Here is a 23,674-nt window from a genome sequence, read left to right on the forward strand (position 1 = left end):
CATTTCATTTCTATGATAAAAGAACATAGTATATTGTTTTAAAAGTTCATTTAACCTTCAAACATGATCACAAATAAAGCAAGCGATGCTGGCATTTTTTATGTATGGTGTATCTAACCATGCAAAAAATGGATTTAGATGCCGCAAACATTTTTGCAAGTGTTCATTTACCTGATCAACCTCCTGACAAGTCAGTGAGAAGAGATAATTCTACACAAAGACGTTTCTGGGATGCTGCTGAGAAAATTAGTGCAGATTCAGATATCGGACTTCATGTCGGAGGAAATGTACCTCCATTTCGTGGTCAAGTTATAGAATATCTTTTTCTTAGTAGTCCCACATTTGGCGAAGGACTAAAACGAACACTACGATACCAAGCTCTTCTCACCAATGCGATGTCTTTTCAGTTAGAAGTAGTTGATCAGAATACTGTTGGATTATATGGATTAGAGCATCCTGTACGACATTGTCTAGAATGTGCGATTGGTATTTTACTTAATTTTTTCAAATACATTACGAATGATGCATTCATCCCATTTCAAGTTTTGCTTCCATATGAAAATGCTGCTGATCAAGAAGAATATGAAAAAGTTTGGAATTGCAATGTTCTGCTTGGTCAAAGACATGGTGCTATTTTATTTGAATCTAAAATTCTTAATTATCCTTCGCCTGCACATGAACCCGAACTATTAAAAATGCATGAACATCATGCAGAATCTCAACTTGATCTCTTGATTAAGCATCAACTGATTGGAGAAATTGAGAAAATTCTTGCTAATGGTTTATTAGAATCAGGAAAATTTGATCAGAATGTTGTGGCTGGAGCATCTCAACAAAAGCACACGTAGTTTAAGAGCAGATTTACAATTACTGAATACCACCTATGAAAAAGTGATTGCTCTATATCGCGAAAGATTAGCACGACGCCTACTTTCCCAAACCGATGAGTCGATTGATCAAATTGTCTACCTAACAGGTTTTTCTGAACCTTCTGCTTTTTCGAGAGCATTTAAACGCTGGACTAAGGAAATCCCGACCGCATATCGACAACATAAGAGAAATGGATTTGATTGATCAGGCATAAAAATAGTGTCAGTGCAGTCAAAATATTTAATATTTATACACTTCGATCATTGCTTTTAGAGGTAATCTAACATGATCGGTTTTCCTGTCGGTGTTTTTGTAGCAAATGGGATGGAATGGTATTTTCACAAAGTTTGGCTTCATGAGTTTCCAAGTAAAAACAGAAATAGCCCTTTTTTCACACATATTGCTCACCATAAACGTGCACGTTTAAATGCTTTTCATGATGAAGGTTACGCTGAATCGATGTTTAAAAATGCTGAAATCTATAATGAGAAAACGGCATTGCTTGGTTTAACAGCCGCTGCAACGGTTTTTCTACCTGTTGCTCCATTTTTTACGGCAGGTTTGTATTATGGGATTTGGAATTATTGGAAAGTCCACGCCAAATCCCATCTCGATCCTGAGTATGCAAAGAAACGTATCCCTTGGCATTATGATCATCATATGACCAGTAATCAAAATGCGAATTGGTGTGTGACTAAACCTTGGTTTGATTACATTATGGGTACACGAGTGATGACTGATGCTTCTGAAACAGAAACCAACCCTTTGGCAATCAGTATGCCTAAATGGATGGAAAACAGGGTCAATAAATTAGCTCGTCGTTTATTGCCAAAAGCTTATGCGGAAATTGATGCAAATACTCAATTTGATAGGAAAAATCTGCGTCTAGGTATCGAAGTTACTTTATAAAAATGATTAAACATTAAATTAAAACCGAACGCTTCGTTCGGTTTTAATTATTATTCGGAAATAAATCAATGCGGACTAGATTTTGATAAAAGGTTTAGAATCAACACACCACACATAATTAATGCTATGCCGATAATTCCCCATAGATCCAATTTTTGATCATAGAAAAACCAAGCAAAGATCGTGATCAATACAATTCCTACCCCAGACCATATCGCATAAGCAATACCAACTGGAATTGTTTTCAGGGTCAAAGATAAGCAATAAAATGCAATGATGTAACCTAAAATCACAATGATCGAAGCAAATGGCTTTGTAAACCCTTCGCTACTTTTCAGTGCAGATGTCGCAATCACTTCTGCTGTGATAGCTACAAATAAAAATATCCAACTTTTCATTTACCACACCTGCTCTATCCAAACAAACATTTCACATCTATTAATTCAATCATAAAAAAACACCCTTTAATAAAAAGGGTGTTTTCTAGTTCTAAGATCAAGAATCTATTAATAATATTTAAGCAGATTTCTTCGCCATATTATTTTTACGAATCGTAATCATCACCAACTGAACTGCTGCAGGAGTCACACCTGGAATACGGCTTGCTTGCGCTAAAGTTTCAGGGCGAACTGTTTTGAGCTTTTGAGTGATCTCGCGAGATAAACCTGAAACACCATCATATTCAAAGTCAGCAGGAATCTTCGTTTCTTCAAGGCGTTTCATCTGTGCAACATCATCATGTTGACGGTTGATATAACCTTCATATTTCACAGCAATTTCAATTTGCTCACCGACCTGTTCAGAAACCTCTGAGCCTGTAAGTTCAGCAATTTGACCAAAATTAATATTTGGACGTTTCAATAAATCAATCGCGCTGCACTCTTTACTTAGGTCCGCACCAGTCATTTCAACAAACTTTTTACCCATCGGGTTATTCGGTGCTGCCCATAAGTGTTGTAAACGTGATGTCTCGCGCTCAACAGCTTCCATTTTTTCGCTATATGCAGCCCAACGTTCGTCATCAACTAAACCGAGTTCACGACCAATTGGAGTTAAACGTTGATCTGCATTATCTTCACGAAGCATCAAACGATATTCTGCACGTGAGGTAAACATACGATATGGTTCTTTAGTCCCTAATGTAATCAGGTCATCTACCAGTACGCCCATATATGCTTGATCACGTTTTGGTGTCCACTCTTCTTGTTCCCAAGCACGACGTGCTGCATTCAAACCAGCAAGTAAACCTTGAGCACCTGCTTCTTCATAACCAGTGGTACCATTAATCTGACCAGCAAAATACAAGTTTTGAATTGCTTTAGTTTCAAGAGTAAATTTCAATGCTTGCGGGTTGAAATAGTCATATTCAATTGCATAACCTGGACGCAAGATATGAGCATTTTCCATACCGCGAATCGAACGTACAAGATTGAACTGAACGTCAAATGGCAATGAGGTTGAGATACCATTTGGATAAAGCTCATGCGTATCTAAACCTTCAGGCTCTAGAAATACCTGATGCGAATCTTTATCAGCAAAACGATGAATTTTATCTTCAATCGAAGGACAGTAACGAGGACCTACCCCTTCAATCACACCTGTATACATAGGTGAACGATCTAAACCACCACGAATAATCTCATGGGTTTTTTCACTGGTATGAGTGATGTAGCAGTTCACTTGTTCAGGGTGCATCGATACATCACCCATAAATGACATCACTGGAGATGGGAAATCACCCGGTTGTGGTGTCATCACAGAGAAATCAACAGTACGCGCGTCAATACGCGGCGGTGTACCCGTTTTTAAACGACCTACCGGAAGTTTTAACTCACGTAAACGATGCGCCAAAGCAATCGAAGGAGGATCACCTGCACGACCACCACTCGAATTTTGCAACCCGATATGAATGACACCACCTAAGAAAGTACCCGTGGTGAGTACAACGGTTTTGGTATCAAAACGAATACCCATTTGGGTCACAACACCTTTTACGGTATCGCCTTCAACAATTAAATCATCAGCAGCTTGTTGGAAAATATCCAAGTTCGCTTGGTTTTCTAAAGTATGACGAATGGCAGCTTTATAACGAACACGATCTGCTTGAGCACGCGTCGCACGCACAGCAGCACCTTTGCGCGAGTTTAAAATACGGAATTGAATACCGCCCTTATCAGCAGCAAGCGCCATTGCACCGCCAAGCGCATCTATCTCACGAACTAAGTGCGATTTACCAATACCACCAATCGCTGGGTTACAGCTCATCTGCCCCAAAGTCTCAATATTATGCGTCAACAATAATGTTTGTCTTCCCATACGAGCCGCCGCAAGAGCAGCTTCCGTACCAGCGTGACCGCCACCAATTACGATAACGTCGTAAACTTTAGGATAGTGCATAGTGGTAATGTGTATTTAAAAAATGACAGAGTATTATACAGAAGTTTTCTATTAAGTTGACAAAATCCGTCAATATTCTTGTAATCCCCATCTGCTTAGCTTGATTTAAATATATACAAAACAAAACTTAATGTTGCACTTTTCATGCATTGTTAACACATGGACTTATAACTATTAACCTGATATCCACTGTTCCGATTCAAAAAATTCTTATCATTATTAGTGCATAACAAATACTTTAGGAAAATGATATGAACACTAAGCTTTTATTTTCGACGCTTATTTGTAGCCTGTGTTTTGCTGTAACAGCACAAACCAATGCAAAAACCACAGTTGATGCACAAACTCAAAAGTATCAACAAGTATGTAAGGGCAAAAAACAAGGTGATATGATTTCATTTGCCTACAAAGGTGTTGTCTTTAATGGTACATGTGAGCCAAATGAAGCTGGTAAATTAGCATTCCAACCTCCAATGCCTGCAAATAATGCAATGCCTGAAACTCAAACTAAGATTTCAGAAACACAATCAGAACCTCGACCAGTGAGTGCGCCTGTTCAGCCTATGGAAATGACACCTCCTCCAATGGAACAATCAGCTCCACAAATTGAACAAACCGCTCCATAAGAAATTGGACACCTATATATAGTTATATAAGGATGCTGTTCAGCATCCTTATTTTTTGTTCAGGCTATATCAAAAGAATTATGTTTGAAAAAACATCTTAAAATTGTAATCAGTCTATTTTATAATCCCTCTGCATGGTCTGAATCTATTACAATAACCAAAATACATTAACTTAGGTTTTCCTGTGAACTGGCTACAAATTCATATTACTGTCAATCAAGAACAAGTTGAACTAACTGAAACTTTGCTCCTTTCTTTGGGTGCTGTCAGCGTTACGCTAGATGATGCCGAAGATCAAGCACTGCTTGAGCCATTACCAGGTGAAACCCCTCTTTGGAATAAAGTCATTGTAACGGGCATTTATCAACAAGAAGAAGATGACCCAATTGATGTTGATACTTTAGAAGCATTTTTAAAAGCACAACTCCCTGATGTTCCAATGCGCCATGAGTATTTAGAAAACCAAGTTTGGGAACGCGCATGGATGGATTATTACGAACCAATTCAAATTGGTGAAAAATATTGGATCGTACCAGAATGGTTAGAGCCACCTGAAGCGGATGCAACCAACATTAAACTGGATCCAGGCTTAGCATTCGGTACAGGTAACCATGCCAGTACATTCCTATGCTTACAATGGCTAGGTAAGACTGATGTAAAAGATAAAATCGTGATTGATTACGGCTGTGGGTCAGGCATCTTGGGTGTTGCTGCTCTTCTATTAGGTGCTAAAAAAGTATATGCCACAGACATTGATCCACAGGCTGTTCTAGCAACAAAACAAAATGCAGAGTTGAATGGTGTACTTGAGCGTCTGTACGTTGGCTTACCAGAAGAATTCAATAACGAGTTTAAAGGTCAACAATCGGACATACTAGTTGCAAATATTCTAGCTGCACCTCTAATGGCTTTAGCGCCTGAATTCTCAACTTTAATTAAAAATGAGGGAGAGTTCGCACTTGCTGGTGTAATCGAGGAGCAAGTTGCTGATGTTTCTAGTGTTTACTCTGAGTTTTTTGATATATTAGAGATCGAAAAGCGCGAAGAGAACTGGTGTCGCATTTCAGGAAAACGCAAAACAACAATTTGAGAATATTGTTCCTCATGAGTGAAAAACAAACCCGCTGCCCTAAATGCTCATCCGTGTATAAAGTGACCCCTTCACAACTCAGTGTTGCTCAGGGCATGGTTTGTTGTCCCAAGTGCGTTATTAACTTTAATGCACTGACCAATCTTTTAAATACAGAGACAAACGAAACGATTCCTACACAAACCAGTCGTTCACTATTTTCCTCTATCCAACCTGATAGCAGCTTTGCTGAAAAGCAAATGCAAATTTTAAGTATTTTCGATCAAAAAATTGAAAACTCAAATATCGATCTTTTGACCTATCTAAACAATTTAAATTATTTTAACACTGAGCCAGTCACGGCTTTACCAAATTTAAATTTATCCGAAGATGCTTTATTGGTTGATCATGAACCAACATCGAAACAACACGGTTGGCTATATTACAGTCTTTGGGGAATCGGTAATATTGTCCTCATTTTGGTTTTCGCTTTTCAAATCTTATGGTTTAACCCAAAGCTTATGCATGAAAGCCCTGCTTTAAACCGTATCTTTAACTATGCATGTGGTGTTTTGACTTGCAAAACACTTGATGAACAATATAAATATCTAAGTTTTGAGAAAGTTAAAGTTAAACGCTACAGTAAAAACGAAACAATGTTTTCGGGTGTGCTGATCAATCATCATAAAGATAGTGTCTTGATTCCTTCGATTAGACTCATCCTTAAAGACAAAGGTGAGACCGTTACGGATATCACAATCAAACCCCAAGACTATTTAGTAGACAGTCTAAAACCGATTCAACGCATCCCTTCAAACAGCCCATTTAAATTCGAATTTACCGTTGAACAAAGTAAAAATAGCTTCGACAACTATAGTTTAGAAATTGTACAGCCTTAAAAGCATAAAAAAGTGACAAAAAAATAAAAAAAAGTGCAGTTAATTTGCTCACTTTTTCGCAGACAGTGGTATGATACGCGCCACGAATGCTTTGACCTACTTACTCCTCGTTATTTATAAACAATAAAATCGTTAAACGAACTGTGCTTTAATCCTATAAGCGCATTGTTGGTTTTTTTGTTTTTGAAAGTAGGCTGTAACAAATATTTAACTATTGTTACGCTTATTTTTTACACAATTCGAGGATTTGTGGCAAGCTAATAGTCCTTTTGTTTTAGAGTCACTGTTTTAGGATCTAAAACAGGGCTCAGTAATTTAGACCACATTTATATATCACTTTACCCAAGTGATATTTGATTTTTCGGATTAACACGCATGAATAGCAAATCTCCTATTTTTACGGCTCAATCTGATGTCGCTCTTCGCATCCATGTAGATCGCGCAGTTCGTCATTATTTTGCACAGTTGCAAGGTGAGCAACCATCTCAAGTATATGACATGGTTTTAGCAGAAATGGAGAAACCTCTTTTATCTGTGGTCTTAGAATATACTCGTGGCAATCAAACTCGTGCTGCCGAGATTTTAGGCCTTAACCGTGGTACTTTGCGTAAAAAGTTAAAAGCTCACGGTTTAATGAGTGAATAATTGATAAAATGCTCACGTTCTCGTGGGCATTTTTTTATGCTTAATTGTTTTAATCTGTAGACTTCAAACTGTTGACCAAAATCATGACTATCAAACGTGCTTTAATCTCTGTTTCCGACAAAACTGGAATCGTTGAATTCGCTCAAAACCTTGCTGCTCTAGGGGTAGAGATCTTATCTACTGGCGGTACTTATAAGTTGCTGAAAGACAACAACATCGCTGTCGTAGAAGTTTCTGAGCATACAGGTTTCCCTGAAATGATGGATGGTCGTGTAAAAACACTACATCCTAAAATTCATGGTGGTATTTTAGCTCGTCGTGGTCTGGACGAAGCTGTAATGCAAGAACACAACATCGATCCGATTGATTTGGTGATTGTAAACCTTTATCCATTTGCAGCTACAGTTGCAAAACCAAACTGCTCTCTTGCAGATGCGATTGAAAATATCGATATCGGCGGTCCAACTATGGTTCGCGCCGCTGCGAAAAACCATGCTTCAGTTGGTATCATTGTGAATGCATCTGACTATGATGCTGTAATAGCAGAGTTAAAGACAAATGGAGCTCTTTCTTACGAGACTCGTTTTGATTTAGCAGTTAAAGCATTTGAACATACTGCTCAATATGATGGCATGATCGCATCTTATTTAGGAGCACGTGTTGGTAAAGCTGAGGGTGAAGCAGATTTATTCCCTCGCACGTTCAATACGCAGTTAAATAAAGCACAAGATTTACGTTATGGTGAAAATCCACACCAAAATGCAGCGTTCTATGTTGAAGCAAATGCTAAAGAAGCATCAGTTTCAACTGCAAAGCAATTACAAGGTAAAGAACTTTCTTATAACAACATCGCTGATACTGATGCTGCACTTGAATGTGTAAAATCATTTGCAAAACCAGCTTGTGTCATCGTTAAACATGCAAACCCATGTGGTGTTGCTGTTTCTTTAGATGGCATTAAGGCAGCTTATGATCTTGCATATGCTACAGATCCAGAATCAGCATTCGGTGGCATCATCGCATTTAACCGTGAATTAGATGTAGAGACTGCTCAAGCGATTGTTGATCGTCAGTTTGTTGAAGTGATTATTGCTCCAAGCATCGCAGAAGGTGTACTTGAAGTCACTGGTGCGAAGAAAAATGTCCGTGTCATGGTTTGCGGTGAGCTTCCAGCGATTGATGCACGTGCGCCGCAACTTGATTATAAACGTGTCAATGGTGGTTTGTTAGTTCAAGATCAAGACTTAGGCATGATCACTAAAGATGATCTTAAAGTTGTGACTAAACGAGCGCCAACTGAACAAGAAATTGATGACATGATTTTTGCTTGGAAAGTTGCAAAATATGTGAAATCAAACGCAATTGTTTATGCCAAAAACCGTCAAACCATTGGTGTAGGTGCAGGTCAAATGAGCCGCGTGAACTCTGCTCGTATTGCTGCGATCAAAGCTGAACATGCTGGTTTAGTGGTCGAAGGTGCAGTTATGGCATCAGATGCATTCTTCCCATTCCGTGATGGTATTGATAACGCTGCAAAAGCAGGTATCAAATGTATCATCCAACCAGGCGGTTCTATGCGCGACGAAGAAACGATTGCTGCAGCAGATGAAGCTGGTATTGCAATGGTCTTCACTGGTATGCGCCACTTCCGTCACTAATAGATTTAAAAAATCCCTCTTGCGATGTTTTAGTTGCATCTCAAGGGGGAATTTTCTATTTTTAGTGGATGTACTTGAGATACTTAAAAAGGAAATAAATTAATAATGAATATTTTAGTTTTGGGTAGCGGTGGCCGTGAACATGCACTTGCATGGAAAATCGCACAAGATGCACAAGTGACTAAAGTTTTTGTTGCGCCAGGCAATGCTGGTACTGCAACTGAAGACAAATGTGAAAACGTTGAACTTGATATTCTAGATAATCCAGCAATTATCGCTTTTGCCAAAGCAAATGATGTTGCTTTAGTGATCGTAGGACCTGAAGCTCCATTAGTAAATGGTGTTGTGGATGCAGCACGCGAAGCTGGTCTAAAAATTTGGGGTCCAACTCAATACGCAGCTCAGCTTGAAGGTTCAAAAGCATTCGCTAAACATTTCTTAAAACGTCATAACATTCCCACTGCTTTTTATGATGTATTTACTGAAGTGGATGCTGCTAAGGCTTATGTCGAGCAGAATGGTGCCCCTATTGTAATTAAAGCTGATGGTTTAGCCGCAGGTAAAGGCGTTATCGTTGCGATGACTAACCAAGAAGCTTTTGATGCAATTGATGATATGTTAGCAGGCAACAAATTCGGTGATGCTGGATCACGTGTTGTGATTGAGCAATTCCTCGAAGGTGAAGAAGCAAGCTTCATTTGCATGATCGACGGTAAAAACATTTTACCGATGGCAACTTCACAAGACCATAAGCGTATTTTTGAAGGTGACCAAGGTCCAAATACAGGTGGTATGGGTGCGTACTCTCCTGCTCCAGTTGTTACACCGGAAGTATTTGAACGCGTAATGAACGAAGTTATGCGTCCTACTGTTGATGGTATGGCAGCAGATGGTCATGTTTATACTGGTTTCTTGTATGCTGGTTTAATGATTGATGAACAAGGTCAACCACGCGTGATCGAGTTTAACTGTCGTTTTGGTGATCCTGAAACTCAACCAATCATGATGCGTTTAAAATCATCTTTAGTTGATTTAGTAGAAGCTGGTATTGCTGGTAACTTGCCAAGTGAAGCCGAATGGGATGATCGCAAATCAATCGGCATTGTAATTGCAGCTGAAGGATATCCTGAAACTGTACGCAAAGGTGATGTGATATCAGGTATTGGTCAATCTCCAGAAGATACAAAAATTTTCCATGCAGGTACTGCAACGACTGAAGATGGTCATGTGATTACTGCAGGCGGTCGCGTGCTTTGCGTGACTGCGCTTGGAGACACCGTTCTAGAAGCTCAAATCAATGCACTAGAAGTATGTGGTCAAGTGACATTTACAGGTATGCAGTATCGTAGTGATATTGGTTATCGCGCAATTGCACGTGAAAAAGCAGAATAAGCTTTGGTTAATTAACAAAAGCCTTCTTCGGAAGGCTTTTTTATTCTTTAATGAGCATAAAAACCATTTCCTTATTCATTATTTAAATATTAAATTCAGAAAAATATATATCACTAATTCAATAAAATCTGACATTTCCACCATTAGAAAAAACTATAAAAGTATCATTTATTTACTTTTACCAAAATTAAACTATTTTTCTAATAATCATATATTTATACCCATAAGTAGAAAATAGAACACTATAACAGAACCCAAATTATTGTTATGATTGCCAAAATTTTCGGCGAGTACTTTTAGTTATATGCATATTTTTTTATATATGAATAAGAATATGAAATTTAACTCGAAAAGTATCAGCTAATCTCGATTTGATATGAAAATTATTGAACTAATGTGCTTAAGTCAAATTCTTAAGATCAACGTTCTTAATTTTCTGTTGTTGCAAATAATTCGATCAGTCGCCTGTTCATAACACTAAATTTTGAACCGACTCACCTCTTTGTAACAAGAACCCTATAGCTCTTAAGTAATGCATTAGCGGATTATTTACTAAGCATTATTCCGATTAGGATTTACACATGAAAAAGCTAATTAGTCTTTTTTTAAGTGTGTCTGTGTTATTACTTGCAGCGTGCAGTAAACAACCTGACACCAAAGCAGAACAAAAAAATGAAGCGGGTGGATTACAAACCGTTGTAATGGCATCAACAGGTTCAGATGCTGATATTTGGCGTTTTATTGCGACCTTGCCAGAAACTAAAGCTGCTGGTATCAAGCTTGAAGTGAAAAACTTTACAGACTATGTAGCTATGAATACAGCTGTAGCAAATAAAGAAGTTGATGTGAATGCATTCCAATCATATGCTTACCTTGTTGCTTTCAATGCTTCAAATCAAGATAAGATTGCACCAGTTTCAACGACGTACTTAGAGCCTATGGGCATCTACTCAAGCAAAGTCAAAAAGGTCGAAGAGTTTGCTGAAGGTGCTTCTATCGCGATTCCAAACGATGCAGCAAACGAAGCTCGTGCGTTATTGTTATTACAAAGTGCTGGTTTGATCAAATTAAAAGCTGACTTTGATCCAGCAAAAGGCACACCAAGCGATATTATCGAAAATACGAAAAAACTCGATATTAAACCAATTCAAATGGCAACTGCTGTACGTGTTAAAGATGAAGTTGATGCGATTGTATTGGGGAATACCCTTGCAATGGAAGGCGGCTTAAATGTTCTAAAAGATTCTATCTTTTATGAACCAATTGACCAAAGCACGAAGCTGAATGTCAACATTTTAGCTGCAGCTGATTCAAGAAAAAATGATCCTGTATTACAAAAGCTTGGTACTCTTTATCACACTGAAGCGGTGAAAAAATATGTTCAAGAACATTTTGCTGGTACGAAAGTTGACGTGAATAAACCTGTTAGTTATCTCACAGAAACAAATTCGTAATATAATCTGTATAGGAAACAGGCAAATCACTTTGCCTGTTTTTTTCATTTTTGCTTAGTATTGACGATATGATCCAATTTAAAAATATTTCAAAGTATTACCAGCTAAAAGGTCAAACGATCAACGCTCTGGATCAAATTAATTTAGAAATTCCAGAAGGCAGTATATTTGGCATTATTGGGTATAGTGGTGCGGGGAAAAGTACGCTAATACGTTTGATTAATCTGCTTGAACGCCCTACTCAAGGTCAAGTCATTATCAATCAGACTGATTTTACGGCTTTAGATGCCCGTAGCCTTCGTCAAGAACGTGCAAATATTGGCATGATCTTCCAGCATTTCAATTTATTACAGACCAAGACGGTATCTGAAAATATCGAGATGCCACTAAAATTACTGGGTCATAGCAAAGTTGAACGTGAAAAGCGTTTGAATGAGCTGTTAGACTTTATTGACCTAAAACATAAGAAAGATGCATATCCAGATGAGTTGTCTGGCGGTCAAAAGCAACGCGTGGGTATTGCACGTGCACTTGCCAATCATCCTAAAATCCTGCTTTGTGATGAGGCAACTTCCGCTCTAGATCCACAAACCACAAAATCAGTATTAGCATTATTAAAGAAGATTAATAAAGAGCAGAATATTACGATTGTTATGGTGACCCATGAAATGGATGTAATTGAATCTGTTTGCGATTATGTTGCGGTCATGGAAGCGGGCAAAGTGATTGAAACTGGTCCAACTTTAGATATTTTCAGTCAGCCTCAACATCCAACAACCAAAACCTTTATTCAAACTGTTTTACAACAGCAATTGCCGATTAATATTTTAGATAATTTAGAACACCAAAATCACAATAGTATCTATAGCTTGCAATTTCTCGGGACGTCAGCCCAAGAAACTGTTATTCAAGCCGTCATTAAAAAATTCGATATCAGCTTAAATATTCTTTTTGCAAACATGACTGAAATTAATGGCACTGTAATCGGACAAATGTTTATTCAACTTTTGGGCGATCAACTCATCATTCAGGAAGCAATCAAATTTCTTGAGGGTCAAGGTGTAAAAGTTGAGCAATCAGGAGTCAGTCAATGAGAGATTTAATTGTACAGTGGCTCACTGAAGTGACAGCTCCTTTTTGGAAAAGTGCTTTAACAATCGACCAGTTTGTTACAGCATTGCAAGAAACATTTCAAATGGTTTTCTTCGCCTTATTGTTCGGCTGCATTTGGGGATTCATTCAAGGCATAACTTTAGTTGTTACGCGTACAGGTGGTATTTTACAGAATAAAGCAATTTACTATGCCATAAACCCCATCGTAAACGCACTCCGCTCTTTGCCCTTTATTATATTACTGATTGCTGTTATCCCTTTGACTAAACTGTTAGTCGGTACATCAATTGGGACATGGGCTGCGATTGTGCCTCTAACGATTTATGTAGGACCATATTTAGGTCGTCTCATCGAAACATCTTTACTTGAAGTTAATGAAGGGATTGTTGAATCTGCACAAGCAATGGGAGCTTCGCCTTGGCAAATTATTTTCAAGTTTATCATTCCTGAAGCACGTAGCTCTCTTATCCTAAACTTAACCACTGGCACAATTTCTTTAATTGGCGCAACGGCGATGGCTGGTGCAGTTGGTGCAGGCGGTATTGGTGATTTAGCGATTTCATACGGTTATCAACGCTTTGATACTAGTGTGGTCATCTTAACCGTGATCGTGCTATTGCTTTTAGTTCAATTCGTTCAATCTTTTGGTGACTGGTTAGCTAAACTTCGATAAGTTAAAACATCAAAAAAAACTCTCAAAATGATCTTTGTTTATTTTGAGAGTTTTTATTTACATAGAATAGTAAATCTCATTTGCAGCTTTGAAGGTATTTACATGTAATGGTACCAAATCCTCTAATTGTTGATATCCACCAGCTAAAACAAACAAAATTGGAATTTTCATTTTTTTTGCCATATCAAAAACCAAATAGTCTCGAGCATATAACAATTCTGTCGTAAACCATTTAGACCCATACTTATCATGCTGATGGCAATCCATCCCTGCTTGATAAATAATTAAGTCTGCTTCCCAACGAGAAGCGTATTGAAATGCCTCAAATACGGCTTCTCGATATAAATCAAAATTTCCATTTTTTGGATGAATATACCGCGTCAGACTACGCTCACCAGCTTTACAACCGAATCGAATCCCAAAAATTCCAAAATTCACAAGATTACTCAGGCGGTTAGTAAAAATGGCAGTACCATCACCACCGTGTTGGTCACAATCCAAAATAAAAATGCGCTTTTCTGGATATTGTTTTGCCACCAATGCTAGGCCATTAAAAGTACAATATGCAGCACCCGACTCATAACTAGCATGATGAAAACCTTGGGCAATATTGGCTGCCACACCCTCTTTAAAAGCGATCTCAGCAGCAACCAACTGTCCTGCTTGTACTGACAAAATTGCATCACGTAATTGTTCATTCCACGGTTTAAATCCTTGGATAGTTGCGAAAGAACTTTCACCTGTTACAAAGGCGTCAACAAACTGAGGGTTGTGTAACTTTTTTAAAATCTGAACATCTATTATTCCAGGATCAACAAACTCTACCATTTGTTGCTGGTGCAAGACCTCCGCCACAGCTGAAAGCTTCTCCATACTGTTGGTATGTGTCTTTGCGTAATATCGAGTTGAATAACAAGCTTTTAGCATGGATGCTCTACGCATAACTGATCTCGAGCAATTTCCATCAATTGACTCAATTCAGTTGAATCAGGTCTAAATAGCCCATTATCGACTTGTTGCTTGAAATGATAACCAAAAGCACGCGCTCGATTTTGAGGAGATACAGCTAATGTCGTCAGTCTTAAAAACCAAAAACCATTCATCTGAGAAATCGGAATCACATAACCTTTATATTGTTTATTATTTGATTTTTCTAAGTTCTCTATCTCATATTGCGCAGAAAACAGACTCCCTGCTGGTAACCGCACACCATTCATGATCAAAGGAACTAAACTGATACAGGAATGATTATCACCCATATTCATTTTTTCCATCATTATCGGTTGATCATGTTCATCTACAAAAATATTTATCTCGCCTTGTCTAAGAAGTCGATGATGTGCAATTCTTAAAAAAAACTTCTCTGCCATAGGACAGGAACCTACTTTAGGCTTCTCGGTCAGCGCAAGACATTCAATCATATCTAAGACTGTTGAATCTTGTGGAAGAATAATATCTGCCAGCAACTGACATATCAGTATACTTTCTTCTAACTCTGCATATTGATGTAGTGTTCTTAATTTCGATTGAAAATCATATTCTTGTTGTAGGTTTTGGGTAAATGTTTCTTTGGGATTCAAACGAGTTAAAGACTCAATCACCTGTGGATTTTGATCCAAATTGCGCCATGTAGATAACTCTAAACCATATGACGAAGATTGATTTAAAATATTTCTTAGTGCTTTGGTATCGTAGTCATCAAAAATGCGTAAGTCTTGAAAGCCAATTAAATCACGTGGTTGTGAAACAAACTCCGCTATTACCCGTGTGGCTTGTGTATAACCACATCCCCGTCTTTCAGTTTGATGGCTGAAATGTTCATTCAACATTTCAGTGAGTTTTGCTGATAAGGGATGCAAATATTTTTTAAAAATAGTGACAACTTCATGATCAACTAATTCAGACATAGTACCCCCTCATTCTTCTTATATCCCACAAACACCACTTCATCCCTTTCATATATTCATAATTATTTATTTAGATAGATTAGCTCGAGTTTATTATTCAAATATCGAGTTTCCGCTCTTTGTCAAAGCCCCATAAAAATCATGATCTTATAAAGACTTCTGATCTCATATTCATGCAATTTACTACACTTGTCAACCTTAAATACAACCCTAGATTAGATAGGTCATATAATGACGTGAAAGGTCAATAACTCACTTGATAAGATGTTCATGCTTTTGCACTTGTCACAATTTGGACTTACACTGTTAAGTAATGATTTTCTGATTGATCTACAAAAGTTATTTTAATAACTGTTTAGGGATGGTTTATGCAATACAAAATCCACGTTATCGATGTTAAAAACAACCTAAAAAATTACATTTGGTTGTTAGAAGATACACGTACAAATGAAGTGATTGTTGTAGATCCAACAGAAGCTAAACTAGTCACGGATTTTTGTGAAACACATCAATTACACCTTAAACAAATTTGGCTGACGCATTGGCATCCAGACCATACAAATGGCGTAGAAGGCTTGTTGGCTGAGCAAAACATATTGGTTTATGGTCCGCGTGATGAACTCAGCAAAATTCCCTACCTTTCAAACCCTTTACAGCATGATTATCATTTTTTCTTTAATGATTTAAAAATTGAAGTGATTGCAACTCCTGGACATACTTTAGGTCATATCACTTATTTTATTGAAGAAATAGATTCTTTGTTTTGTGGAGATACTTTGTTTGCAATGGGATGCGGTCGCTTATTTGAAGGTACTGCTGAGCAAATGTATCATTCATTGAATAGATTGGCAGCTTTACCTATTCAGACAAAAGTATATTGTACTCATGAATATACACTTTCGAATGCTGAATTTGCGTTAACCATAGAACCTCATAATATTGCTCTTCAAGAACGTTTCGAGCAAGTAAAAATGCTAAGAGAATCAGATCAAATCACTCTACCCTCTACGATAGAACTTGAGCTAGAAACTAATCCATTTTTACGCACAGAAAATGCTGAAGAGTTTGCCCGCATTCGTAGTCTGAAAGATCAATTTTAAAATTTTAGGTTAATCAATAATTTCATTTTCCAACCTAGCCATATTGTGGAAAATGAAATTATTTTTTACATATATTTTCCAAGATTTATTGCTTTTCAGCTTATCAAATATCACTTAAATATTTTATTTTTTCAATATAATACAATTATTTATTTTTTTAATTCTCGAAAATTAGTATTAAAAATTTACTCTAGTTTTACATTATTTACATCTAGAAAAATAAATATATGCAATCCCCCTTTAAAAAAATTCATCAACCACTATTAATGAATAATGATTCACAAGGAGTACTGGTTATGAAAAACAGAGTTGTTAAAGCAAAAAATTTATTGGCTTTCCGTATTTGGTTAGAAAAATTAGGTTATTCGGTGAAAAATTTAGCAGACAATCGCGGGTTCACTTTCAGTTTTAAAAAAGAATACGGCTTGGTTACAGGTGACTTATCAGGAAATGCTTTAGCAATGCAACTCGGTGAAGAATTTGAAGACCATTTAAAAGCATAATGTTCATGCTAATTATTTAGGGTTTCAAACGGACATGAAGCCCTAAAGCATAAAAGAGAACTAATCAAACTTTGCTTTTTTAATTTCAATCTCTCACTTTATAACCATCTCTCGAAAAAATAACATTGGAACAAAACAGTTTTCCAAGTATTATAATGTCCTAGTCGAGGGATGCTGCGACATTTGATTTATGACTATAAATCACATGCCAGGCTCGACGATCGGTTAAACATTCGTTTTAACCAACAACGGCATCCGCGAACTGAATGATCAATACTATTTTTTCTAGGAGATCCTGATGAACGCGGTGAATGCTTCATTTACAGATTATAAAGTTGCTGATATTTCCCTTGCTGACTACGGTCGTAAAGAGATCAAACTTGCTGAAGCAGAAATGCCAGCTTTGATCGGCTTACGTAAGCGTTATGCAGCTGCTAAACCACTTGCTGGCGCTAAAATTTTGGGTTGTATTCATATGACAATCCAAACAGCAGTTCTTATTGAAACTTTGATTGAACTCGGTGCTGAAGTTCGTTGGACTTCATGTAACATCTTCTCAACACAAGACCATGCTGCTGCTGCAATTGCTGCTCGTGGTATTCCTGTTTTTGCTTGGAAAGGCGAAACTGAAGAAGAATATGTATGGTGCTTAGAACAACAAATCAATGTGAACGGCAAGCCTTGGGATGCCAACATGATTTTGGACGATGGCGGTGACTTGACTGCACTTGTTCATGACAAATACCCTGCTCTTTTAGAGCGCATCCACGGTATTACTGAAGAGACCACAACAGGTGTACAACGTTTGTTGGAAATGTGGAAAGATGGTTCTCTTAAAGTTCCTGCAATCAACGTTAATGACTCGATTACTAAGTCTAAAAACGACAATAAATATGGTTGCCGTCACTCATTAAATGATGCAATCAAACGTGCAACTGATATGTTACTTTCTGGTCGCCGTGCTTTAGTGATTGGTTATGGCGATGTGGGTAAAGGTTCAGCTCAGTCTTTACGTCAAGAAGGCATGATTGTTCGTGTGACAGAAGTAGATCCTATCTGTGCAATGCAAGCATGTATGGATGGTTACGAGGTTGTTTCTCCATATAAAAATGGCGTTCAAACTGGCAAGAAAGAAGATATTAATCAAGACTTGTTATCAAATACTGACCTTGTTGTCACAACTACTGGTAACTACCACGTATGTGATTCAGCAATGTTAGACAGCTTAAAAGCTGGTGCTGTGGTATGTAACATCGGTCACTTTGATACTGAAATCGACACGGCATACTTACGTGGTTATAAATGGGTTGAAGTGAAGCCTCAAGTTCACCAAGTGTACCGCTCAGAAGATGAAAATAACTATCTCATCCTTTTATCTGAAGGTCGTTTAGTGAACCTTGGAAATGCAACAGGTCACCCATCACGCGTTATGGATGGTTCTTTTGCAAACCAAGTGCTCGCACAAATGCATCTTTTCGCTGAGAAATTTGCAGATTTACCAGCTGATCAAAAGCAAGCGGCGATTCGTGTTGAAGTTCTTCCTAAGAAATTAGACGAAGAAGTTGCAGCGGCAATGGTTGCAGGCTTTGGTGGTGTAGTAACTCAATTAACTCAAGTTCAAGCTGATTATCTAGGTGTACCTGTTGAAGGCCCATTCAAATCTGACGCTTATAAATACTAAGACAATTAGGGCAGACGTTTCACGGACTGCCCTTTTTTATAAAATCTTCTCAGTAATTTATAAAAGGATTTGAAATGACGAAACGAGTGCCTATTTCTTTCGAGTTTTTCCCACCGAAAACTGATGCTGGTGCAGAAAAATTACGTGTTGTTCATCAAGAGTTACAACTTCTCAACCCTGAGTTTTTTTCTATTACTTATGGTGCTGGTGGCTCAACCCGTGAACGCACTTTGGCAGCGATTAATGATTTTAATGGTAAGGGCACACCAGTTGCACCTCACCTTTCATGTATTGGTGACGACAAAGCACGTATTGCTGAACTTCTTGATCTTTACAAATCACAAGGAATTGACCGCATCGTTGCACTAAGAGGTGACTTGCCTTCTGGTCAGGTTGGCTTAGGTGAACTTCCGTATGCTCAAGACTTAGTTCGATTCATACGCGAACATTCAGGTGATCATTTCCATATCGAAGTTGCAGCGTATCCTGAAATGCATCCACAAGCTGAAAGTTTTGATGCAGACATCCAACGCTTCGTCGAAAAAGTACAAGCTGGCGCAAATGCAGGAATTACCCAATTCTTCTTTAATCCTGATGCATATTTCTATTTCATCGAACGCTTAGCGAAATCAGGAATTAATATTCCTATCGCACCGGGTATTATGCCGATCACAAATGCAAGCAACTTGATTCGTTTTGCGGATGGTACAGGTGCAGAAATCCCACGTTGGATTCGCAAGCAACTTGCAGCTTATGGTGATGACAGCGCAAGCATTAAAGCATTTGGTCACGAAGTCATCGTTAACCTTTGTGAACGCTTAATTGCTGGTGGAGCACCTACGCTACATTTTTACTCAATGAACCAAACTGAACCAACCCGACAACTTGTTGTTGATTTAGGTTTAAACTAATTTCTACGAGCACGACCCAAGCATGAATCGTTTTTATATCGAAACTGAATTAAATACTGGCAACACGATTGAATTAACTGAGTCAGTATTTCATCATTGGGTTCGTGTACTTCGTGCGAAAGTACAAGAACAAGCCATCTTTTTTAATGGAAAAGGTGGTGAATATCGTGTAACGCTAACTGAAATTAACAAGAAAAATGCTTTCGTATCTGTTGATCATTTTGAAGCAATCGATCGAACTGCACCATTCAAGGTAATTTTGGGTCAAGTCATGAGCAAAGGTGATCGCATGGATTATGCGATTCAAAAAGCAACTGAACTTGGTGTGACAAAGATTCAATTATTAACCAGTGATCGTTGTGAAATGCGTCTTAAATACGACCGTGATCAAAAGAAATTAGACCATTGGCAATCAGTTGCAGTCGCAGCTTGTGAACAATGTGGGATGAATATTGTGCCTAAAGTTTTGGCTCCAATTTCAATCGAGGAATGGATTCAAACAGATCTGCCAATATCACGTTTTGTAATGGCACCGAACAAAGATCAAAAAAATGTATTACTAGATGCACAACCAGAACTCGCTTTATTGATCGGCCCAGAAGGTGGTCTGAGTGAATCAGAAATTGGGCTATCGAATCAACATGGATTTGTAAATTGGTGTATCGGAGATCGTGTTCTAAGGACAGAAACAGCTCCAGTCGTGGCTTTATCAATTTTAAATTATCACTTTGCTAGCAATTGATGCATTTCATTTGCTTTCAGTTGTCTTTAGCGTTAATTTAAAACAAAACTCTATAGTGTTTACAAAAAAATAAAGACTGTGAACACTGATAAAAAACGAAAAGGATTATTCTTTATATGTCAGGGGTTCTGGAAAAAAATTTGCCACAATTTATATATACGGATCAGATTAATTATCCTAACCATATACGTCTATTTGTTGTAAGCGTAATCTTCATTATTTTAATCGATTATTTTTTATTTGGTTTTTTCTATTCATTTGATTTAAACATCTTCTCTATTTGGACGATAAGTTCACTAATTGTATTAAGTATTTTTTTAATTATCTGCAACTTCTCGCTTAAACATTACACATCTGTTCGTCATGCTAAAAAAACCAATCTGACTTTTCAACTGATTTGTCTTTGTATAGGTAGCTTACTGGGTGTAGGCAGTGTGGTTATTAGCCAAATGCTTATTAAAGATGTTCCCCATCTCTCACACTCTCATATTCTCACATTAACTGCACTACTCCTCACATCATCACACATTATTTCGCTGACCTTTTTAACACAGCATATTCGCTATTTTTTCTTGTTTTTTATTCCTAGTGTTCTCCCTCTTGTTCTTTCTCAAATTATAAATAGAGACCAAGAACATACTTTGTTTTATGTAGCCTATTATTTTTCTTTTGTTGCAACTTTATTATGTGCACATGCAACGTTCACAATTCATAAACGTTTCTTTCAAGTCCTTGAAAAAAATAAGCAACTGATAGATGTTGCAGAACAACATAACCAATGGACTGAAGAACTATGCCAACAATTGCAGCGAGAAGTAAATAAATCTAAAGATATCGAGGCACAACTGCAATTCAATAACCATTTATTGGAACAGAAAGTACGTGAACGGACATACGATCTTACTAAGATGAATGAGCGACTCGAAGAGCATCGTCAAAATTTAGCATTTGCGCATGAAACTGCTGGAATCCGTCCATGGGAATGGAATCTTGAAGAGAATACGGTTGGTGTAACAAATTCTCACCAAAAAGAAGTGACACGCAATTCAGAGAATCATTACGAACTATTGAGTAAAATCGTTCATCCTGATGATGCTGAACGTGTAAAAAATACGATATATAGTCATTTGTGTGGTCAAACCAAACGTTATGAAGAAACCTTCAGAATAAAACGTTCGAATGGTGATTGGAGTTGGATTCATGATGTTGGTCAGGTGATTCAGCGAAACCCAAAAGACGGTACACCACTTAGAATGGTTGGTATTCATCGAGACATTAATCAAGAAAAGAAAGATCAAGATCGACTAAAATTGGCAGCAAGTGTCTTTGAACAAGCATCTGAAGGTATTTTTATTCTAGATGAAAACTTTAACTATCTTGAAGTCAATCCAAAATATGAACAACTTACTGGTTTAGACAAACAATATATTTTGAATAAACATTTATTCGAAATCACAAAACAGACTAAACAACATCACTTAAATTTTCATCTCTCTATTCTCGATACTTTACATGAAGAATTTGAATATGAAGGAGAGTTCCAAGAAACCTATCTATCTGAAAAAACTTGTTTTCTTTGGATGCATATCAATGCAGTTAAAGATGAGTCTGATCGAGTATTAAATTATATCGGTATCGTTTCAGATCAAAGTGAACGTAAACACCAAGAACAACGCTTATCATATTTAACCAATTATGACACTTTAACTGATCTACCAAATCGCTTTTATTACCATCAACAACTCCATCAATACTTGGTAAATGAAGCATCGATTCAGCATCTAGCCGTCATTCGCTTAAATATAGATCGATTCCGTGCATTAAATGAATTATTAAGTAATCAAGCTGGTAATGAGCTTTTAAAACAAGTTGCACAACGCCTACGAATCAGCAATATAGATGCATTATTGGTCGCTCATTTAAGTGCTGATGATTTTGCAATCATCTATGAAATGTCCCCTTTGCACCCTCCAATTCATCAAATTTGCAATAATATCGTGGAAGCCTTTAGCAAACCTTTCTACATTGCAGATCAAGAACATGTGGTTAGTATTTCGATTGGTGTTGCAATTTACCCTGAACATGGACGCCAAGTAGATAATTTAAATACTCATGCAGAACAAGCACTCACAGAAGCCAAACGTTTAGGTGGAAATACCATCCGTTATTACTCAAGCGAACGCACAAACTTTGTGGCTAAGCATACGGATTTAGAGCTTGATCTAAGAAAAGCAATTCAAAATAAAGAACTTGTGGTGTATTACCAACCAAAGATAAATACTCAAAATTCCAATATTACAGGTTTTGAAGCTCTGATTCGTTGGAAGCATCCAACAAAAGGCTTAATCATGCCTGACATCTTTATTCCACTTGCTGAAAGTACAAGTCTAATTTCTGATATTGGTCGTTTTGTACTTTATGAGGCAGCTCGTCAACTTCAAGTTTGGCAAAAACTTGGCTTTGTCCACATACACGTTGCTGTGAACATTGTTGCTCAACAAATCTTGCGGGGACAATTGCTTCAAGATATTGATGCTGTGTTAGATCAATACTCAATTGGTGGGGAAAATCTTGAATTAGAAATCACTGAATCTGCGTTTTTAGAAAATACTGAAAACGTAAAAATGGTGCTTTGTGCACTCAAAGAACGCAATATTTCAATTGCATTAGATGACTTCGGGACTGGTTATTCTTCACTCGCCTACCTAACCGAATATCCAATTGACATTTTAAAAATTGACCGTGCATTCATTTCAAAAATTGGTGATCCAAAGCAAGATGCGATAGTTAATGCCATGATTGCCATGGGTAAAACCATTGGCTTAAAAGTTGTTGCTGAAGGTGTAGAAACTGAACAGCAACGTGACTACTTGAAGCGACAAAATTGTGACATATTACAGGGTTACTTATTTGCGAAACCTTTAACTGCTTCGGATGCTACAGACTACTTGCAACAACACATGAGAATGTCAACCGCGAGATATTCCATATAACGTTACAATTTGAGCTTTTTGAATGTTTATTTTGATCAAAAAATAAATTGTCAATAAGCACATACGTTCAGTGAAAATAAGCTATTTTGACTGGGCGAATGCGTGAACTAGTGCTATATTCTTGTGCACTTA

The 23,674-nt window shown here is 37.5% G+C and carries 20 protein-coding genes and 1 pseudogene; 17 read left to right on the forward strand and 4 right to left on the reverse strand.

Annotation, left to right across the window (positions count from 1 at the left end; all coding sequences use genetic code 11):
• The first annotated feature begins 63 nt into the window (after positions 1-63).
• Both MKL32_RS12610 and MKL32_RS12615 read left to right on the forward strand, forming a co-directional pair.
• Positions 64-1,074: pseudogene (locus MKL32_RS12610) on the forward strand (AraC family transcriptional regulator).
• A gap of 81 nt (positions 1,075-1,155) precedes the next feature.
• On the forward strand, positions 1,156-1,779 hold the full coding sequence (locus MKL32_RS12615; RefSeq protein ID WP_136695094.1) for a sterol desaturase family protein: 624 nt from the start codon (positions 1,156-1,158) through the stop codon (positions 1,777-1,779).
• A 65-nt stretch (positions 1,780-1,844) separates the two neighbouring features.
• On the opposite strand, the gene MKL32_RS12620 is transcribed toward MKL32_RS12615, so the two are convergent.
• Both MKL32_RS12620 and mnmG read right to left on the reverse strand, forming a co-directional pair.
• Positions 1,845-2,177 carry a DMT family transporter gene (locus MKL32_RS12620; protein ID WP_204379145.1) on the reverse strand — a complete coding sequence of 111 codons (333 nt, stop codon included), beginning with the start codon at positions 2,175-2,177 and terminating at the stop codon, positions 1,845-1,847.
• Positions 2,178-2,295: 118 nt separating this feature from the next.
• Positions 2,296-4,176 (reverse strand): tRNA uridine-5-carboxymethylaminomethyl(34) synthesis enzyme MnmG, encoded by a 1,881-nt coding sequence (gene mnmG, locus MKL32_RS12625; RefSeq protein ID WP_099948890.1) that lies wholly within the window; start codon positions 4,174-4,176, stop codon positions 2,296-2,298.
• Positions 4,177-4,427: 251 nt separating this feature from the next.
• On the opposite strand from mnmG, the gene MKL32_RS12630 reads away from it, so the two are divergent.
• The 9 genes from MKL32_RS12630 to MKL32_RS12670 all read left to right on the forward strand — a co-directional run bounded on the left by MKL32_RS12630 (position 4,428) and on the right by MKL32_RS12670 (position 13,705).
• The gene (locus MKL32_RS12630) at positions 4,428-4,802 is read left to right on the forward strand and encodes a hypothetical protein (protein WP_004912249.1); all 375 of its coding nucleotides are present in this window, start codon (positions 4,428-4,430) and stop codon (positions 4,800-4,802) included.
• A gap of 184 nt (positions 4,803-4,986) precedes the next feature.
• Positions 4,987-5,892: a 50S ribosomal protein L11 methyltransferase gene (gene prmA / locus MKL32_RS12635; RefSeq protein ID WP_005402341.1), complete on the forward strand. Its 906-nt coding sequence runs from the start codon at positions 4,987-4,989 to the stop codon at positions 5,890-5,892.
• Between the two features lie 14 nt (positions 5,893-5,906).
• Positions 5,907-6,770: a DUF3426 domain-containing protein gene (locus MKL32_RS12640; RefSeq protein ID WP_204379143.1), complete on the forward strand. Its 864-nt coding sequence runs from the start codon at positions 5,907-5,909 to the stop codon at positions 6,768-6,770.
• A gap of 375 nt (positions 6,771-7,145) precedes the next feature.
• Positions 7,146-7,415, forward strand: a complete 270-nt coding sequence (fis, locus tag MKL32_RS12645) for a DNA-binding transcriptional regulator Fis (RefSeq protein WP_001086304.1) — start codon at positions 7,146-7,148, stop codon at positions 7,413-7,415.
• Between the two features lie 83 nt (positions 7,416-7,498).
• Positions 7,499-9,073, forward strand: a complete 1,575-nt coding sequence (gene purH / locus MKL32_RS12650) for a bifunctional phosphoribosylaminoimidazolecarboxamide formyltransferase/IMP cyclohydrolase (protein WP_005402339.1) — start codon at positions 7,499-7,501, stop codon at positions 9,071-9,073.
• Positions 9,074-9,178: 105 nt separating this feature from the next.
• Positions 9,179-10,465, forward strand: coding sequence for a phosphoribosylamine--glycine ligase (purD, locus tag MKL32_RS12655; RefSeq protein WP_204379142.1), 1,287 nt, complete (start codon positions 9,179-9,181; stop codon positions 10,463-10,465).
• 581 nt (positions 10,466-11,046) lie between these two features.
• Positions 11,047-11,919 (forward strand): MetQ/NlpA family ABC transporter substrate-binding protein, encoded by an 873-nt coding sequence (locus tag MKL32_RS12660; protein WP_125318205.1) that lies wholly within the window; start codon positions 11,047-11,049, stop codon positions 11,917-11,919.
• A 68-nt stretch (positions 11,920-11,987) separates the two neighbouring features.
• On the forward strand, positions 11,988-13,013 hold the full coding sequence (locus MKL32_RS12665) for a methionine ABC transporter ATP-binding protein (RefSeq protein ID WP_125318206.1): 1,026 nt from the start codon (positions 11,988-11,990) through the stop codon (positions 13,011-13,013).
• Positions 13,010-13,705: a methionine ABC transporter permease gene (locus tag MKL32_RS12670; protein ID WP_004912277.1), complete on the forward strand. Its 696-nt coding sequence runs from the start codon at positions 13,010-13,012 to the stop codon at positions 13,703-13,705. Before MKL32_RS12665 ends, MKL32_RS12670 begins: the two co-directional genes overlap by 4 nt.
• 57 nt (positions 13,706-13,762) lie before the next feature.
• On the opposite strand, the gene MKL32_RS12675 is transcribed toward MKL32_RS12670, so the two are convergent.
• Both MKL32_RS12675 and MKL32_RS12680 read right to left on the reverse strand, forming a co-directional pair.
• Entirely contained in the window at positions 13,763-14,632 is an 870-nt protein-coding gene (locus MKL32_RS12675; protein ID WP_126132578.1) for a histone deacetylase, read from the reverse strand.
• The gene (locus tag MKL32_RS12680; RefSeq protein ID WP_233738459.1) at positions 14,626-15,612 is read right to left on the reverse strand and encodes a hypothetical protein; all 987 of its coding nucleotides are present in this window, start codon (positions 15,610-15,612) and stop codon (positions 14,626-14,628) included. The genes MKL32_RS12675 and MKL32_RS12680 overlap by 7 nt, the downstream gene beginning before the upstream one ends.
• A 368-nt stretch (positions 15,613-15,980) precedes the next feature.
• On the opposite strand from MKL32_RS12680, the gene gloB reads away from it, so the two are divergent.
• The 6 genes from gloB (at position 15,981) to MKL32_RS12710 (ending at position 23,542) form a co-directional block, all read left to right on the forward strand.
• Positions 15,981-16,712 (forward strand): hydroxyacylglutathione hydrolase, encoded by a 732-nt coding sequence (gene gloB / locus MKL32_RS12685; protein WP_151738640.1) that lies wholly within the window; start codon positions 15,981-15,983, stop codon positions 16,710-16,712.
• A gap of 296 nt (positions 16,713-17,008) precedes the next feature.
• On the forward strand, positions 17,009-17,215 hold the full coding sequence (locus MKL32_RS12690) for a hypothetical protein (RefSeq protein ID WP_004676939.1): 207 nt from the start codon (positions 17,009-17,011) through the stop codon (positions 17,213-17,215).
• Positions 17,216-17,513: 298 nt separating this feature from the next.
• The gene (gene ahcY / locus MKL32_RS12695) at positions 17,514-18,896 is read left to right on the forward strand and encodes an adenosylhomocysteinase (protein ID WP_004955169.1); all 1,383 of its coding nucleotides are present in this window, start codon (positions 17,514-17,516) and stop codon (positions 18,894-18,896) included.
• 74 nt (positions 18,897-18,970) lie between these two features.
• Positions 18,971-19,807: a methylenetetrahydrofolate reductase [NAD(P)H] gene (gene metF / locus MKL32_RS12700; RefSeq protein WP_004912291.1), complete on the forward strand. Its 837-nt coding sequence runs from the start codon at positions 18,971-18,973 to the stop codon at positions 19,805-19,807.
• A 22-nt stretch (positions 19,808-19,829) separates the two neighbouring features.
• Positions 19,830-20,549, forward strand: coding sequence for a 16S rRNA (uracil(1498)-N(3))-methyltransferase (locus MKL32_RS12705; RefSeq protein ID WP_270900620.1), 720 nt, complete (start codon positions 19,830-19,832; stop codon positions 20,547-20,549).
• A gap of 116 nt (positions 20,550-20,665) precedes the next feature.
• Positions 20,666-23,542, forward strand: coding sequence for a bifunctional diguanylate cyclase/phosphodiesterase (locus MKL32_RS12710; protein ID WP_233738463.1), 2,877 nt, complete (start codon positions 20,666-20,668; stop codon positions 23,540-23,542).
• Positions 23,543-23,674 lie beyond the last annotated feature (132 nt).

It is taken from the genome of Acinetobacter sp. AOR34_HL (assembly GCF_027854795.1).
In the GTDB taxonomy this organism is placed as follows: domain Bacteria; phylum Pseudomonadota; class Gammaproteobacteria; order Pseudomonadales; family Moraxellaceae; genus Acinetobacter; species Acinetobacter junii.

Excerpts from the sequence above, each read along its gene's own strand:
- MKL32_RS12615 (WP_136695094.1), top strand. The coding sequence starts at position 1,156 with ATGATCGGTTTTCCTGTCGGTGTTTTTGTAGCAAATGGGATGGAATGG.
- MKL32_RS12620 (WP_204379145.1), bottom strand. The coding sequence starts at position 2,177 with ATGAAAAGTTGGATATTTTTATTTGTAGCTATCACAGCAGAAGTGATT.
- mnmG (WP_099948890.1), bottom strand. The coding sequence starts at position 4,176 with ATGCACTATCCTAAAGTTTACGACGTTATCGTAATTGGTGGCGGTCAC.
- MKL32_RS12630 (WP_004912249.1), top strand. The coding sequence starts at position 4,428 with ATGAACACTAAGCTTTTATTTTCGACGCTTATTTGTAGCCTGTGTTTT.
- MKL32_RS12640 (WP_204379143.1), top strand. The coding sequence starts at position 5,907 with ATGAGTGAAAAACAAACCCGCTGCCCTAAATGCTCATCCGTGTATAAA.
- fis (WP_001086304.1), top strand. The coding sequence starts at position 7,146 with ATGAATAGCAAATCTCCTATTTTTACGGCTCAATCTGATGTCGCTCTT.
- purH (WP_005402339.1), top strand. The coding sequence starts at position 7,499 with ATGACTATCAAACGTGCTTTAATCTCTGTTTCCGACAAAACTGGAATC.
- purD (WP_204379142.1), top strand. The coding sequence starts at position 9,179 with ATGAATATTTTAGTTTTGGGTAGCGGTGGCCGTGAACATGCACTTGCA.
- MKL32_RS12660 (WP_125318205.1), top strand. The coding sequence starts at position 11,047 with ATGAAAAAGCTAATTAGTCTTTTTTTAAGTGTGTCTGTGTTATTACTT.
- MKL32_RS12665 (WP_125318206.1), top strand. The coding sequence starts at position 11,988 with ATGATCCAATTTAAAAATATTTCAAAGTATTACCAGCTAAAAGGTCAA.
- MKL32_RS12670 (WP_004912277.1), top strand. The coding sequence starts at position 13,010 with ATGAGAGATTTAATTGTACAGTGGCTCACTGAAGTGACAGCTCCTTTT.
- MKL32_RS12675 (WP_126132578.1), bottom strand. The coding sequence starts at position 14,632 with ATGCTAAAAGCTTGTTATTCAACTCGATATTACGCAAAGACACATACC.
- MKL32_RS12680 (WP_233738459.1), bottom strand. The coding sequence starts at position 15,612 with ATGTCTGAATTAGTTGATCATGAAGTTGTCACTATTTTTAAAAAATAT.
- gloB (WP_151738640.1), top strand. The coding sequence starts at position 15,981 with ATGCAATACAAAATCCACGTTATCGATGTTAAAAACAACCTAAAAAAT.
- MKL32_RS12690 (WP_004676939.1), top strand. The coding sequence starts at position 17,009 with ATGAAAAACAGAGTTGTTAAAGCAAAAAATTTATTGGCTTTCCGTATT.
- ahcY (WP_004955169.1), top strand. The coding sequence starts at position 17,514 with ATGAACGCGGTGAATGCTTCATTTACAGATTATAAAGTTGCTGATATT.
- metF (WP_004912291.1), top strand. The coding sequence starts at position 18,971 with ATGACGAAACGAGTGCCTATTTCTTTCGAGTTTTTCCCACCGAAAACT.
- MKL32_RS12705 (WP_270900620.1), top strand. The coding sequence starts at position 19,830 with ATGAATCGTTTTTATATCGAAACTGAATTAAATACTGGCAACACGATT.
- MKL32_RS12710 (WP_233738463.1), top strand. The coding sequence starts at position 20,666 with ATGTCAGGGGTTCTGGAAAAAAATTTGCCACAATTTATATATACGGAT.